Here is a 14,071-nt window from a genome sequence, read left to right on the forward strand (position 1 = left end):
CATGAGGAGAGCACTTCTGGTCGCAGCAGCCGCCGCGCTCGCGCTGGCGGGGTGTTCCAGCGGCCCAGCGGACGGCAAGGTGACGATCACCTTCTGGGACAACAACGGCGGACCCGGCCGCACCCCGATCTACGAGGAGCTCATCAAGCGCTTCGAGGCGGCCAACCCCGACATCCACGTCGACTACGTCGGCATCCCCAGCTCGTCCGTGCAGCAGAAGTACGACACCGCGATCGCGGGCGGCGGCACGCCCGACGTCGGCGGCGTCACCACCTCGTACCTGTCCAACATGGTCGGGCAGGAAGCGCTCGTGCCGCTGGACGAGAAGGTCGACGGCGGCCCGCTCAAGGGCAAGCTGCTGCCCAGCCTGGTCGAGACGGTCCGGCAGACCGCGCCCGACAACAAGCTGTACTCCGTCCCGTCCTCCGGCAACATGGACGTGATCTGGTACCGGACCGACTGGTTCGCCGAGAAGGGCGTGCAGCCGCCGAGGACCTGGGACGAGTTCACCGCCGCCGCCGAGAAGCTCACCGACGCCTCCGCGAACCGGTACGGCTACACCATCCGGGGCGGCGCGGGCTCGGTGTTCCAGCTGCTCACCGAGGCGTACGCCTACTCGGGCACCGACTCGTTCTTCGAGGGCGGCAAGTCCACGGTGGACGCCCCCGGCAACGCCGACCTGGTGGAGAAGGTCGCGGCCCTGTACAAGAAGGCCACGCCCGAGGCGGACGTCAACAACAACTACACCCAGATGGTCGCCCAGTTCACCGGCGGCTCGGCGGCGATGATGCACCACAACCTCGGTTCCTACGGCGACGTCACCAAGGCGCTGGGGGACAAGGTGCAGGCGCTCCCGCTGCCGGTCGGCCCGAGCGGCAAGCGCACCGTCGTGCCCAACCCCACCGACGGCTTCGCGGTGTTCCGCAACAGCGAGAACCAGGACGCCGCCTGGAAGTTCGTCGAGTTCCTGACCTCGGCCGAGAGCAACAGCTACTGGAACGAGAAGGTCGGCCAGATCCCGGCCAACACCGACGTGCGCTCGCAGCCGTGGATCGAGCAGAACAAGCCGGTGAAGATGGCGCTGGACGTGCTGGAGGACCCGGCCACGATCACCGTGCCCGCCCCGGTCTACCTGCCGCAGTACTCGTCCATCACCAAGGCCGACAGCGAGCCCCAGTACCAGAAGGTGCTGCTCGGCCAGCTCGGCGCCGACGAGTTCCTCAAGGCCATGGCCGAGAAGCTGACCACCGCGCAGCAGGAGTGGGAGGACCGGAAGTGATCGAGCGGGTCGAGGTGTCGGTGTTCACGACCACCGCGCGCACCGAGGTGGATCCGGCCGGGCACCGGCACCCCGGCCCGGCGCACGAGGTGCGCGAGGCGCTGCTGGAGGTCCACGCGGGCGGCGCGGTCGGCCGGGTGCAGGTGCACCCCGACCAGCTGCGGCCCGCCGTGCTCGACGGCATCGTGCGACCCGTCCTGCTCGGCCAGGACCCGTGGGACCGCGAGCGGCTCTGGAAGTCCCTGGCGCGCAAGCAGCGCGGCTCGCACGGCCGGTTCACCGACCGCGCCCTCGGCTACGTCGACACCGCGCTGTGGGACCTGGTCGGCCGACTCTCCGGGATGCCGGTGTGGAAGCTGCTCGGCGGCGCCAGGGAGAAGATCCCGGCCTACGCCAGCACCATGTGCGGTGACCGAACCCCCGGCGGCCTGAGCACGCCCGGCGACTACGCCGAGTTCGCCAAGCAGCTCGTGGAGACCGGCTACGGGGCGATCAAGCTGCACACCTGGATGCCGCCGGTGCCCGGCGCGCCCAGCGTGCGGATGGACATCGCCGCGTGCGAGGCGGTGCGGGACGCGGTCGGCCCCGACATCGCGCTCATGCTCGACGCCAACCACTGGTACTCGCGCACCGAGGCCCTCGAACTCGGACGGGCCTTGGAGCAGCTGGACTTCTACTGGTTCGAGGAGCCCATGGAGGAGGCCTCGGCGGCCTCCTACCGCTGGCTCGCCGACCAGCTCTCGATCCCGGTGATCGGGCCCGAGGTGGCCTGGGGCAAGTTCCACACCAGGGCCGAGTGGATCACCTCCGGGGCGTGCGACATCCTGCGCGCGGGCCCCACCGACGTCGGTGGCATCTCCGCCACCGTCAAGACCGCGCACCTGGCCGAGTCGTTCAACGTGGACTGCGAGATCCACGGCGACGGGAGCGCGAGCCTGGCCGTGCTGGGCGGCACCGACGTGGGCCGCTGGTACGAGCGCGGGCTCCTGCACCCGCACCACGACTTCGACCGCGTGCCGCCGCACCGGCTCACGATCGCCGACCCCCTCGACGAAGCGGGGTGCGTCGCCATGCCCACCGGGCCCGGCCTCGGCGATCAGTGGGACATCGAGCACATCCGTGCTCACACCGAGGAGAGGTGGTGACACCAGGCCCCGGAGTCTCCTAACCGGGGCAGGAATTTCCCGAACCGCCGCCTGTGTGCGATGTACCGCCGCTGGTCCATTGTCAACAGCGTTCTCGGGAGGAAGTTCCCATGCACCAGAAGTCAACCCGCGTGCACTGGCGCACCGGGCTCGTCGCCGCCGCCGTCGTGCTGGCGGGCGCGTCCGTCGCCGCCCCCAGCGCCGGCGCGGCCTCGTTCAACCTCGAGGGTTGGGCGACGCAGGGCGGCGGCACCACCGGTGGAGGCAGCGCCTCCCCGACGACCGTCACCAGCGCCTCGCAGTTCACCACGGCGGTGCAGGCGTCAGGAGCGGCCGTCATCCGGTTCTCCGGCACGATCAACCTGTCCAGCATGACCAAGGTCGCGTCCAACAAGACGATCCTCGGCGTCGGCTCCGGCGCCACGATCACCGGGCAGGGCCTGAACATCGCCAACGCGTCCAACGTGATCGTGCGCAACGTCAACTTCCGCAACTGGGGTGACGACGCGATCAACGTGCAGTACTCGACGCGGGTGTGGCTCGACCACAACTCGTTCGCCAACGGGTCGGACGGCGCGCTGGACGTCAAGCGGGCCTCGGACTACGTCACGGTGTCCTGGAACAAGTTCAGCAGCCACGACAAGACCATGCTGCTCGGGCACAGCGACGACAACGCGTCCGAGGACACCGGCAAGCTGCGCGTGAGCTACCACCACAACTGGTTCGACGGCACCAACCAGCGGCACCCCAGGGTGCGGTTCGGCAACCCCGTGCACGTGTACAACAACTACTACGGCGGGGTGACCTCGTACGGCGTCGCGTCGACCAAGGACGCGGGCGTCCTGGTCGAGGGCAACTACTTCGAGAACACCGAGGACCCGTTCCACCGGGGTGAGGGCTCGTCGCCCGCGGCCCCGCTGGTGGCGCGGAACAACCACTTCGTGAACTCGGGCAGCGGCGACCAGGGCGGTTCGGTCAAGGCGATCCCCTACTCGTACGCGCTGGACGCGGCGAGCTCGGTCAAGTCCGTGGTGACCGGCGGCGCGGGCACCGGCAAGATCTGATCGTGCGGTGAGCGCGGCCCCGGTTCCCACCAGGGAGCCGGGGCCGTGCGGTAGGGTGATCCGGCACACATCATGATCATGGCGTGGTACCGCGCGCACCCAGGAGCGAGACCCGTGAAGAGAACCCCGGTGCTGATCGTCGGAGCGGGCGCGGTCGGCACCGTGCTCGGCCACCACCTGCGGCTGTCCGGCGCCGAGGTCACCCACCTCGTCCGCCCCGGCCGCGCCGAGGCCCACGCCGCGCCGAAGCTGCTCTACGACTACGACGAGGACGAGACCAAGGTCTACCAGGGCTACCACGTCGTCGAGCACGCCTCCGAGCTGGCCGGCCGCGACCTCCCGTTCGTCGTGATCACCCTGGACGGGCGCACCAGCCGCACCGGGCAGGGCGTCGCCACGCTCACCGCCGTCGGCGACCTGGTCCGCGAGAACGACACCGTAGTGATCATGTGCGGCGTCGGCCTCGGCCTGCGCCGGCACTACCTCGACGTCCTGGGCCTCGACGAGGAGCGGCTGCTCTTCGGCGTGCAGGGCGCACTGGCCCACCAGGCCGACCCCGCCTTCACCGCGCCCCCCGGCAAGGACGCCGAGGCGTTCGCCCGAGCCGACTACTGCTACGCGCACCCCAAGCGCGGCACCGGCTTCAGCGTCACCCGCCACAACCCGACCGAGGCCGAGCGCTTCGCGTCCCTGTACAACAACAGCGCGGTCTCCCGCTGCAGCTACCTGAACCCGCAGGTGGCCGACGCGTTCAGCGGCGCCCTGTTCGCCATCCGGGCAGCCTGGGGCCTCAAGGGCTGGCCCGCGCTGGACGAGGTGATCGCCGACAAGGCCCTGTGGACGCTGGCCTGCGACGCCCAGCGCGAGATCCTCTCCCTGCCCGCGAACGGCCGCTTCGGAAAGCTGGCCGCAGGCGTCATGGGCCCCAAGGTGACCGCCGCCTACCACCGAGCCCAGGAACGCGCCGTGCGCCCGCTGGACCTGGCCACGTTCAACGCCTTCCACCACGGCGGAAAGGTGCGCGAGCAGGACGTGGAGATGCTCCGCGACCTGGCCGCCGAGGGCGAGCGCGCCGGTCAGCCGATGCCCGCCCTGCGCGAACTGCTAGGCCGCCTGGCCGGCCAGGGCGAGCCGCACGAACTGGCCGCGCAGGGCTGACCCCTCCGCCCTTCCCCGCCAGCCACCGGCTTCCGCGACGACAACGGCCCCGGTCTCCACCTGGAGACCGGGGCCGCTGCACGCGTTCGGCGTTTTATCCCTTGCGCCACTTCTGGTTCGACTTGCCGGTGCACTCCCACTGCTGGAGCGCCGAGCCGGAGCCCCAGGAACCGGTGATGTCCACGCACTTGTTGGCCTGCGGGTTCACCAGATCGCCCGCGCCGCTGAGCACGAACTGCTGCGCCGGGTTGCCCGAGCAGGTGGCGAGCTGGATCGCCGCGCCGTTGTCGCGCGAGCCCCACGCCACGTCCATGCACATGCCGAACGCGCGCACGGTGCCGTCACCGGCGAAGGTCCAGTTCTGCGCGTTGGTGCCGTTGCAGTCCCAGACCTGGAGCCGCTGGCCGTCCTTGGCGTTGGAGTTCGGCACGTCGACGCAGCGGTTCTGGTGCCCGATGATCTTCGTGCCGGACCCGCCGCCGCCGTTGGTCGTCAGCGTGAGCCCGTAGGCCGACAGGATCGGCTTGAGCGGCTGGTAGACGCTGGTGCCACCGTTGGAGCAGTTGCCGCCCGCGCCCGAGGTGACGCCCTGGGCCTGGTTGCCGGAGAGCACCGCGCCACCGGAGTCGCCGCCCTCGGCGCACGCCGTGGTCGACACGAGGCCGTTCACGATCCGGCCGCCGTAGTTCACCGTGACGTTCTTGGCCTGGATGGTGCCGCAGCGCCAGCCGGTCGTGCGGCCGGAGCGGCAGATCGTCGCGCCGACACCCGCCTCCTGGCTGCCCGCCACCACGACGTTGCCGCCGGAGTAGTTGTTGACCCAGGGCTTGGAGGCCCAGTCACCGTTCGTGCGCACCCAGGCGTAGTCCTGGCCGGGGAACGAGGAACCCGCGAACGTGCCCTGGTTGACGTTGTTGAAGCCCTTGGTGGTGCTGCCCGTGCCACCGCAGTGACCGGCGGTGACGAACCCGCCGTTCACGGGAAAGCCCACCGAGCACAGCGTGTTGCCGTTGATGACGTACTGGTCGCCGCCGCGCAGGTCGTGCGCCGGCTTCATCTCGTGCCCCGTGGTGACCCGGACCGAGCCCTCGACGCCGGCCTTGGCCGCGAACTCGCGCCCGGCCTGCTCGGAGGCGGCGGTCACGACCACCGTGTTGCTGGTCGGGTCGACGTACCAGGAGTGCACCGCCTCGGTGCCGTTCCGGGCGCCGTCGAGCGCGGACTTGGTGTCGTCCAACGCCTTCTCGCTGCGCGCGACGGGGACCGGCTCGGCCCCCTTGTCACGCACGGCCTTGGCCGCCGCGTCGTCCGTGACGCCGACCTTGAGCTTGCCCTTGTCGAACCAGGACCCGCCGAACCGCCCGTCCAGCTCGGTCCGCAGCTCCTCCGCGACGGGCACGCCCGCCTGCTCCTTCTGCTGCCGCGCCGTGGCCTCGGCGGGCGTGATGTCCAGGTCGCGCTTCAGGGCCTCGGGCAGGGTGGCCGAGTCCGGAGTGGCGGCTGGTTCAGCCTGTGCCGCTGCCGCAGGCAGCGTGATCAACGCGGCGGTCATGACCGCCGCGCAGCACTGCGCGATGAGTCTCACGAAACAACTCCGTGGGTGCAGGGGGTGGAGAGTTTTGTGAGAGCGCTCTCGTATGCGAGCTTGGCAGGAATGGCGCAGGTGGGTCAATAGGGGATCCCGATACGACGACTGCGCTGCGTAGCGGGGACCGGGGGTGGGCGATCGGCGTCGGAATCAATTCCGGAACTGCTCGAACATCACCTGGTACCCGTCGTAGTCGGCGCCCTGGAACACCACCGCCCACCCGGCGTCCTCGGGGGGCAGGACCACCTCCAGCCCTTCCTGGGCCGCCCACCACCGGTGCAGCGCCTCGACGTCCGGCACCGGCACCGCCAGCACGAACCCCGCCCCCACCGGGCCCTCCTGCGCGCTCGCCCGGTCGCGCTCGGAGATGTAGGGGTGCGCCTGCCGGTCGGAGAGGATCAGCCACGTGCGCCCGTGCGTGAGGTACCGCAGGGTCGGCTGCTCGTCGTTGGGGATCTCCTTGAACCCGATCGCCAGGTACAGGTCCCGTGACCGGTCGAGGTCCGCGACGCGCAACCCGACCTTCACCTGACGTGAGCCCATCACCACGCGAAAGCACCTCCCGGTGTTTTTCTGAACAGGCCCAAGCCTCGCAGAAACCGCCGGGAGGAGCCCTACGTCAACTTTTGACCGGGCCGGGTTCGAGCGGGGCCGGGCCGCTAACTCCCACCCCGCCGCACGATCAACCGCTGCAGCACGATGAACGCCAGCAACAACCCACCGATCACGATCTTCGTCCACCAGGAGCTCAACGTCCCCTGGAACGAGATCACCGTCTGCACGGTCCCGAGCACCAGCACCCCGGCCACCGACCCCACCACGAACCCGACCCCACCCGAGAGCAGACTCCCCCCCACCACAACAGCCGCGATGGCGTCCAACTCCATCCCGACCCCGTGCAGGCTGTACCCCGACAGCATGTACAACGCGAACAGCAACCCCGCCAACGACGAGCAGAACCCGCTGATCACGTAAACCCCGACCTTGACCTGCCCGGTCCGCAACCCCATCAGCCGGGCCGAGGCCTCACTCCCGCCAACCGCGTACACCGTCCGCCCGAACCGCGTCAGGTGCAGCACGTACGCGGCCACCGCCACCACCACCAGCGCGATCACCACAGGCGGCGTGATCGTCACACCACCCGGCAGCTCGATCGTCGCCGTGGCCAACGACCGGAACGCCTTGTCCTTGATCGAAATCGACTCCACGCTGATCACGAAGCACAACCCGCGCGCCAGGAACATCCCCGCCAGCGTCACGATGAACGGCTGCACCCCGAACTTGTGGATCACCATCCCCATCAGGAACCCCAACAACGACCCGGTCGCCAGCACCGCCACCACGACGACCACCGGCGGCCACCCGGCCCGCAGCGCCGCCGCCGCGATCATCGTCGACAGCGCGATCACCGACCCGACCGACAGGTCGATCCCCCCGGTCAGGATCACGAACGTCATCCCCACCGCCAGCACGATCAGGAACGCGTTGTCGATGAACAGGTTCGCCACCACCTGCCCGCTGGCGAACCCCTCGTAGGCCACCGACCCGGCCCCGAACGTCAGCACGAACACCACGAACGTCGCGATCACCGGCAGGAACCGCGACGGCGCCCCCGGTCCGGCCTTCACGGGGAGCTGCGGCTCCAGAACGGTCGTCATGCCGCCACCGCCTCACGTCGCGCGAACACCCGGCTGAGCGCGGGCGCCTGGAGCAGGCACACCGCGATCACCACGATCGCCTTGAACACCAGCGTGACCTCCGGTGGGACGCCGATCGTGTAGATCGTCGTGGTGAGCGTCTGGATCACCAGCGCGCCCAGCAGCGTCCCGGTCAGCGAGTACCGCCCGCCCGCCAGCGACGTCCCGCCGATCACCACGGCCAGGATCGCGTCCATCTCGATCCACAGCCCCGCGTTGTTGGCGTCCGCCGCGCTCACGTTCGAGCTGATCATCAGCCCGGCGACGCCCGCGCACAGCGCCGCGAACACGTACACCGTCCAGATGATCGTCCGGGAGCGCACCCCGGCCAGCCTGCTGGCCTCCGGGTTCACCCCCACCGACTCGATCAGCATCCCGAGCGCGGTCCGCCGGGTCACCAGCGCGGTCGCGGCCAGCGCGGCGAGGCTGATCAGGATCGAGACGGGCAGGAACAGGAACCCCGCGCCGATCTCCCGGAACGCCGGGTCGTCGACCGTGATGATCTGCCCCTCGGTCACCAGCATCGCGATGCCCCGGCCCGCCGTCATCAGCACCAGCGTGGCGATGATCGGCTGAATCCCGAGCACCGACACCAGGAACCCGTTCCACAGCCCCAGGACCGCGCACAGCGCCAGCGCCAGCAGCATCCCGCTCAACGCACCGCCACCACCGGCGATGTGCGTGCAGGTCACCGCCCCCGCGATCGCCACGACCGCGCCGACCGACAGGTCGATGCCCCTGGTGGCGATCACCAGCGTCATGCCGAGCGCGATCAGCAGCGTGGGCGCGCCGTTGCGCAGCACGTCCACCAGGCTGCCGAACAGGTGCCCGTCCTGCAGGCGCAGCGCGAAGAACGACGGGTTCGCCACCAGGTTCAGCAGCAGCAGCGCGGCCAGCGCCAGCAGCGGCCACAGCAGCCGCCGGTTCACGACGCGACCCGGTTGTCCGGGGTGGCGGCGATCAACTCGACCACCTCGTCCACGCCCAGGTCGACCCCGGACAGCTCGGCGACCTTGCGCCGGTCGCGCAGCACGACCACGCGGTCGGAGACGCGCACGACTTCCTCCAGTTCCGCGGAGATGAACAGCACCGCCATGCCCTCGGCGGACAGCTCCGCCACCAGCTTCTGGATCTGCGCCTTGGCGCCGACGTCGATGCCCCTGGTCGGCTCGTCCAGGATCAGCAGCTTCGGCTCGGTCACCAGCCACCGCGCCAGCAGCACCTTCTGCTGGTTGCCGCCGGAGAGCGTGCCGACCAGCGCGTCGGGGTTGGCGGGCCGGACGTCCAGCATCGCCAGGTACTTCGCGACCAGCTCGTCGGCCTGCTTGCGCGGCACGGGCCTGGCCCAGCCGCGCGCGGCCTGCACCGCCAGGATCAGGTTGTCCCGGATGCTCAGGTCCGCGACGACGCCCTCGCCCTTGCGGTCCTCGGAGGAGAACGCGATCCCGGCCGCGATCGCGCCTCTGGGACCGCCCAGCCGCAACGGCTTCCCGCCGAACACGATCGTCCCCGAGTCGGCCTTGTCCGCCCCGAACAGCAGCCGCGCCAGCTCGGTGCGGCCCGACCCGAGCAGCCCGGCCAGCCCGACCACCTCGCCCGCGTGCACCTCCAGGTCGAACGGCTCGATGGCGCCCTTGCGCCCCAACCCCTCCGCCACCAGCAGCGCCCCGCCGCTGCGGCCCTTGTCCGCCCGGTGCTCGATCTCCTCCAGCACGCCCAGCTCGCGCCCGAGCATGGCGGTCACCAGGTCGATCCGGCTCAGCTCCGCGGTCTTCCACTCGCCGACCACCCGGCCGTTGCGCAGCACCGTCATCCGGTCGGAGATCTCGTAGACCTGCTCCAGGAAGTGCGACACGAACAGCACCGCGACGCCCTCGTCGCGCAGCACCCGCACGATGCGGAACAGCTCGGCGACCTCGTCGGCGTCCAGGCTGGAGGTCGGCTCGTCCAGCACCAGCACCCGCGCGTCCACGGCGACCGCGCGCGCGATCGCGACGAGCTGCCGCACGGCGATCGGGTGGCTGGCCAGCACGGACCCCGGATCGATGTGCAGGCCGATGCGGGCGAGCAGATCCCGCGCCCGCGCGCGCATCGCGCGCCCGTCGATCGCGCCGAACCGGCGGGGTTCGCGCCCCAGCAGGATGTTCTCGGCCACGGTGAGGTTCGCGCACAGCGCGACCTCCTGGTACACCGTGCTGATCCCGGCGTCCTGGGCCTGCGCCGGTCCGCTGAACGACACGCCCTCCCCGCCGAGGGTGATCTCCCCGGCGGCGAGCGGGTGCACGCCGGTCAACGCCTTGATCAGGGTGGACTTGCCTGCCCCGTTCTCGCCCATCAGCGCGTGGACCTCGCCGGGCAGCAGCCGGAAGTCCACCTCCTGCAACGCCTTCACGCCGGGGAACTCGACCGAGATCCCGCGCATGTCGACGACCGGTCCGGTCATGTGGTCAGCCTCCGCCGCTGGGGGAGAAGTGGGCGCGGTCCCCGCCACCACACCCGGAGGATGGCGGGGACCGCGGCTCAGGGGGAGCCGTCCCGGTCCGCGCTGGGACCGGGACGGCTCGGCCGCGCCTGCGGCTCGTGCGCGAGCCGGGCGCGGCGCCCGGACGCGCGGCGGCCCGCCGTCGAGCCGCCGCGCGGCGCGGGTCAGTACTTGCGGTCGGGCAGCGCGGCCTTGGCCTGCTCGCTGGTGAACGTGGTCTCCTCGGTCACCACGCGGGCCGGGATCTCCTCGCCCGCGACGACCTTCTTGGCCAGGTCCATCAGCTGCTCGCCCAGCAGCGGGTTGCACTCCACGATGAAGTTGATCTCGCCGCCCGCCAGCGCGGTCATGCCGTCCTTGACGGCGTCCACCGTGATGATCTTGATGTCCTCGCCCGGCTTCTTGCCCGCGGCCTTGATGGCCTCGATGGCGCCCAGGCCCATGTCGTCGTTGTGCGCGTAGACGACGTTGATCTCCGGGTTGGACTTGAGGAACGCCTCCATGACCTGCTTGCCGCCGGACCGGGTGAAGTCACCGGTCTGCGAGGCCACGACCTTGATGTTCGACTTGCCCGCGATCTTCTCCTCGAACCCGGCCTTGCGGTCGATCGCCGGGGCGGCGCCGGTGGTGCCCTGGAGCTCCGCGACGTTCACCTCGCCCTGCACGTTGGCGACCAGCCAGTCACCGGCCTTGCGGCCCTCCTCGACGAAGTCCGAGCCGAGGAAGGTCTTGTACAGCGAGGTGTCCTCGGAGTCGACCGCGCGGTCGGTGAGGATTACCGGGATGTTGGCGCGCTTGGCCTCCAGCAGGACGGTGTCCCAACCGGTCTCGACCACCGGGCTGAAGGCGATGACGTCGACCTTCTGCTGGATGTACGACCGGATCGCCTTGAGCTGGTTCTCCTGCTTCTGCTGCGCGTCGGAGAACTTCAGGTCGACGCCCGCCGCCGCAGCGGCCTCCTGCACGGACTTGGTGTTCGCGGTGCGCCACCCGCTCTCGGCGCCGACCTGCGCGAACCCCATCGTGAGCTTGTCGTCGCCACCCCCGGACGAGCCGGAGTCTCCGGAACCGGACGATCCGCAGGCGGTGAGGCTGAGGGCGCCGATCAAGGCGGCGCACGCGGCGGCGGTGATCTTCTTCAGCACGGGCATCCTCCACGTGAACCACGGTGAACTCGCGGACGGCGGGACCGCGTGACCAGGGTCACCTCGGTCACCTGGTGGACAAGAGTGAACGCTCACATACCGTCCGTCAACCCCCCAGAAACCTCGACGTTGCACGCTTGACACGCAGGTTGAGACCGACCTATGTTAGCGCTCACTTTTGTGACTCAGCGCACGTCAACACCCGGACGTACCTGTTCACGACGCGCGGCCACCCCCGCCGCGCACGACGAGAGCGATGCCCATGGCTCCCGTTCTGCCCCGTCCCCGTCCCCTCGCAGCGGTGTTGGCGCTCGCCCTCGTGCCGCTCGCCCCGGTCACCCCGGCCGTCGCCTCGGCGCCCGGCGGGCTGATCGCCCACTACCCGCTCACCGAGTCCTCCGGGACCACCGCGCACGACGCGTCCCCCTCCCGCCGCGACGCCGTGATCAGCGGCGACGCCGTCCCCGGCGGACGCGACGGCCTCCACCTCGGCGGCGTCGACGGCCACGTCGACCTCCCGGACGACCTGCTGCGCGGCCTCGACTCCGTCACCGCCTCCATCCAGGTCCGCATCGCGCCCGACCAGGCCACGCCCTACTTCGTCTGGGGCATCGGGAACACGAACGGCAGCGCGGGCGACGGCTACCTGTTCACCACCGGCAACGCCTACCGCAGCTCGATCGCCACCGGGAACTGGTCCACCGAGCAGACCACCGGCTCGGGCCACGACCTGCGGCGCGACGTGTGGAAGACGCTCACCTACACCCAGACCGGGAGCACCGCCGTGCTCTACGAGGACGGCGTGGAGGTCGGCAGGCGCACCGACGTGACGATCCGCCCCGGCGACATCGGCGGCGGGTCCACGAAGGCCAACCACATCGGCCGATCGGTCTACCCCGGCGACCGCCACCTCAAGGGCGAGGTGCGCGACTTCCGGCTGTACGACAGGGCTTTGAGCGCCGACGAGGCGCACGGGCTCGGCTTCGTCCCCGACCGTGAACGCGTCCGCAGGGACAGCGCGTCGCTGACCATCGGCGACACCTCGCTCGTCACCGAGGACCTCGTGCTCCCCACCTCGGGCCCGCACGACACCACGATCTCCTGGCACTCCACCAATCCCGGCGCGGTCTCCGCCACCGGGGAGGTGACCCGCCCGCGCGCCGGCCTGCTGCCGTCGTCGGCGCTGCTCACGGCGACCACCACCAGGGGCGACGCCAAGCAGCGCAGGCTGTTCGCGGTCACCGTCCGTCCGCAGCCCACCGACCGCGAGAAGGTCGCCGAGGCCGTGAAGGCGCTGACCGTCTGGGACGCCGACGACGTGCGCGGCAACCTCACCCTGCCCACCACCGGCCTGCACGGCACGACGGTGACCTGGACCTCCAGCGCCCCCGACGTCGTCACGCCCACCGGCGAGGTCACCAGGCCCGAGCACGGGCAGCCCGCGGAGCGGGTCCGGCTCACCGCCTCGGTGGGATCGGGAAGCCGAACGGAGCTTCGGCACTTCGCACTCTCCGTCACCCCGAAGGCGGAGCGCGCCGCGTACGAGGGCTACTTCTTCGGCTACTTCACCGGGGAGGGCTCCGCCACCGGCGAGCAGGTGCACTTCGCCGCCTCGCGCGGCAACACCCCGCTGCTGTGGGACGAGCTCAACGGTGGCAGGCCGGTGCTCACCTCCGCGCGGGGCGACCGGGGCGTGCGCGACCCGTTCGTCATCCGCTCGCCCGAGGGCGACAAGTTCTACCTCGTCGCCACCGACCTCAAGATCCACGGCAACGGGAACTGGGACCTGGTGCAGCGCAAGGGGAGCAAGCACGTCGAGGTGTGGGAGTCCACCGACCTCGTCACCTGGTCGCAGCAGCGGCACGTGCGCGTCGCCCCCGACACGGCGGGCAACACCTGGGCGCCCGAGGCGTACTACGACGAGAGCATCGGCGCGTACGTGGTGTTCTGGGCCTCCAAGCTCTACGCCGAGGACGACCCCGAGCACACCGGCAACACCTACAACCGGATGCTCTACGCCACCACCCGCGACTTCCGCACCTTCAGCGAGCCGCAGGTGTGGGTGGACCCCGGCTACTCGGTGATCGACTCGACCGTCATCGAGCACGGCGGCCAGTACTACCGCTTCACCAAGGACGAGCGGAACAACACGTCCACCACGCCGTGCAGCAAGTTCATCCTCGCCGAGCGCTCCACCTCGCTGCGCTCCACCTCCTACGAGCACGTCGCCGACTGCATCGGCAAGGGGGCCATCGAGCGCGGCGAGGGGCCGACGGTGTTCAAGTCCAACACCGAGGACCGCTGGTACCTGCTCGTCGACGAGTTCGGCGGTCGCGGCTACGTGCCGTTCGAGACCACCGACCTGGCCTCCGGCCGGTGGACCCCGTCCACCGGCTACCAGCTGCCCGCGCGGCCCCGCCACGGCACCGTCCTCCCGGTCACCAAGGCCGAGCTGGACCGGCTGCGCGCGGCGTTCCCGTGATCGCGGACCTCGCCGCACCACCCCCCAGCGC

Annotated in this window: 11 protein-coding genes; 5 read left to right on the forward strand and 6 right to left on the reverse strand. The window is 70.6% G+C overall.

All coding sequences use genetic code 11. The features are described from left to right. The first annotated feature begins 1 nt into the window (after position 1). The 4 genes from AMIR_RS09265 (at position 2) to AMIR_RS40905 (ending at position 4,646) form a co-directional block, all read left to right on the forward strand. Complete coding sequence (locus AMIR_RS09265; RefSeq protein WP_015800683.1) at positions 2 to 1,279, forward strand: ABC transporter substrate-binding protein; 1,278 nt, start codon at positions 2 to 4, stop codon at positions 1,277 to 1,279. Then, on the forward strand, positions 1,276 to 2,424 hold the full coding sequence (locus AMIR_RS09270; RefSeq protein ID WP_015800684.1) for an enolase C-terminal domain-like protein: 1,149 nt from the start codon (positions 1,276 to 1,278) through the stop codon (positions 2,422 to 2,424). The genes AMIR_RS09265 and AMIR_RS09270 overlap by 4 nt, the downstream gene beginning before the upstream one ends. A gap of 110 nt (positions 2,425 to 2,534) precedes the next feature. After that, positions 2,535 to 3,488, forward strand: a complete 954-nt coding sequence (locus AMIR_RS09275; protein ID WP_015800685.1) for a pectate lyase family protein — start codon at positions 2,535 to 2,537, stop codon at positions 3,486 to 3,488. Positions 3,489 to 3,602: 114 nt separating this feature from the next. Beyond that, a complete protein-coding gene (locus AMIR_RS40905; RefSeq protein WP_015800686.1) occupies positions 3,603 to 4,646 on the forward strand; it encodes a ketopantoate reductase family protein in 1,044 nt (347 codons plus the stop codon). Positions 4,647 to 4,740: 94 nt separating this feature from the next. Here AMIR_RS40905 and AMIR_RS09285 read toward each other — a convergent pair whose 3' ends face one another. The 6 genes from AMIR_RS09285 to AMIR_RS09310 form a co-directional block, all read right to left on the reverse strand. Continuing rightward, positions 4,741 to 6,231 carry a ricin-type beta-trefoil lectin domain protein gene (locus AMIR_RS09285; RefSeq protein WP_015800687.1) on the reverse strand — a complete coding sequence of 497 codons (1,491 nt, stop codon included), beginning with the start codon at positions 6,229 to 6,231 and terminating at the stop codon, positions 4,741 to 4,743. 153 nt (positions 6,232 to 6,384) lie between these two features. After that, a complete protein-coding gene (locus AMIR_RS09290; protein WP_041837523.1) occupies positions 6,385 to 6,777 on the reverse strand; it encodes a VOC family protein in 393 nt (130 codons plus the stop codon). Positions 6,778 to 6,893: 116 nt separating this feature from the next. After that, positions 6,894 to 7,892 (reverse strand): galactofuranose ABC transporter, permease protein YjfF, encoded by a 999-nt coding sequence (yjfF, locus tag AMIR_RS09295; RefSeq protein WP_015800689.1) that lies wholly within the window; start codon positions 7,890 to 7,892, stop codon positions 6,894 to 6,896. Beyond that, positions 7,889 to 8,860: an ABC transporter permease gene (locus tag AMIR_RS09300; protein WP_015800690.1), complete on the reverse strand. Its 972-nt coding sequence runs from the start codon at positions 8,858 to 8,860 to the stop codon at positions 7,889 to 7,891. Before AMIR_RS09300 ends, yjfF begins: the two co-directional genes overlap by 4 nt. Further along, on the reverse strand, positions 8,857 to 10,374 hold the full coding sequence (locus AMIR_RS09305) for a sugar ABC transporter ATP-binding protein (RefSeq protein WP_015800691.1): 1,518 nt from the start codon (positions 10,372 to 10,374) through the stop codon (positions 8,857 to 8,859). The genes AMIR_RS09300 and AMIR_RS09305 overlap by 4 nt, the downstream gene beginning before the upstream one ends. A 203-nt stretch (positions 10,375 to 10,577) precedes the next feature. Next, complete coding sequence (locus AMIR_RS09310; protein WP_015800692.1) at positions 10,578 to 11,558, reverse strand: ABC transporter substrate-binding protein; 981 nt, start codon at positions 11,556 to 11,558, stop codon at positions 10,578 to 10,580. Between the two features lie 262 nt (positions 11,559 to 11,820). Here AMIR_RS09310 and AMIR_RS09315 point away from each other — a divergent pair, with 262 nt between their 5' ends. Continuing rightward, entirely contained in the window at positions 11,821 to 14,040 is a 2,220-nt protein-coding gene (locus AMIR_RS09315; RefSeq protein WP_015800693.1) for an immunoglobulin-like domain-containing protein, read from the forward strand. Positions 14,041 to 14,071: the final 31 nt, after the last annotated feature.

Source organism: Actinosynnema mirum DSM 43827, assembly GCF_000023245.1.
In the GTDB taxonomy this organism is placed as follows: Bacteria; Actinomycetota; Actinomycetes; order Mycobacteriales; family Pseudonocardiaceae; genus Actinosynnema; species Actinosynnema mirum.

Coding starts and splice junctions, on each gene's coding strand:
- AMIR_RS09265 (WP_015800683.1), top strand. CDS start 2: ATGAGGAGAGCACTTCTGGTCGCAGCAGCCGCCGCGCTCGCGCTGGCG.
- AMIR_RS09275 (WP_015800685.1), top strand. CDS start 2,535: ATGCACCAGAAGTCAACCCGCGTGCACTGGCGCACCGGGCTCGTCGCC.
- AMIR_RS09290 (WP_041837523.1), bottom strand. CDS start 6,777: ATGGGCTCACGTCAGGTGAAGGTCGGGTTGCGCGTCGCGGACCTCGAC.
- yjfF (WP_015800689.1), bottom strand. CDS start 7,892: ATGACGACCGTTCTGGAGCCGCAGCTCCCCGTGAAGGCCGGACCGGGG.
- AMIR_RS09305 (WP_015800691.1), bottom strand. CDS start 10,374: ATGACCGGACCGGTCGTCGACATGCGCGGGATCTCGGTCGAGTTCCCC.
- AMIR_RS09315 (WP_015800693.1), top strand. CDS start 11,821: ATGGCTCCCGTTCTGCCCCGTCCCCGTCCCCTCGCAGCGGTGTTGGCG.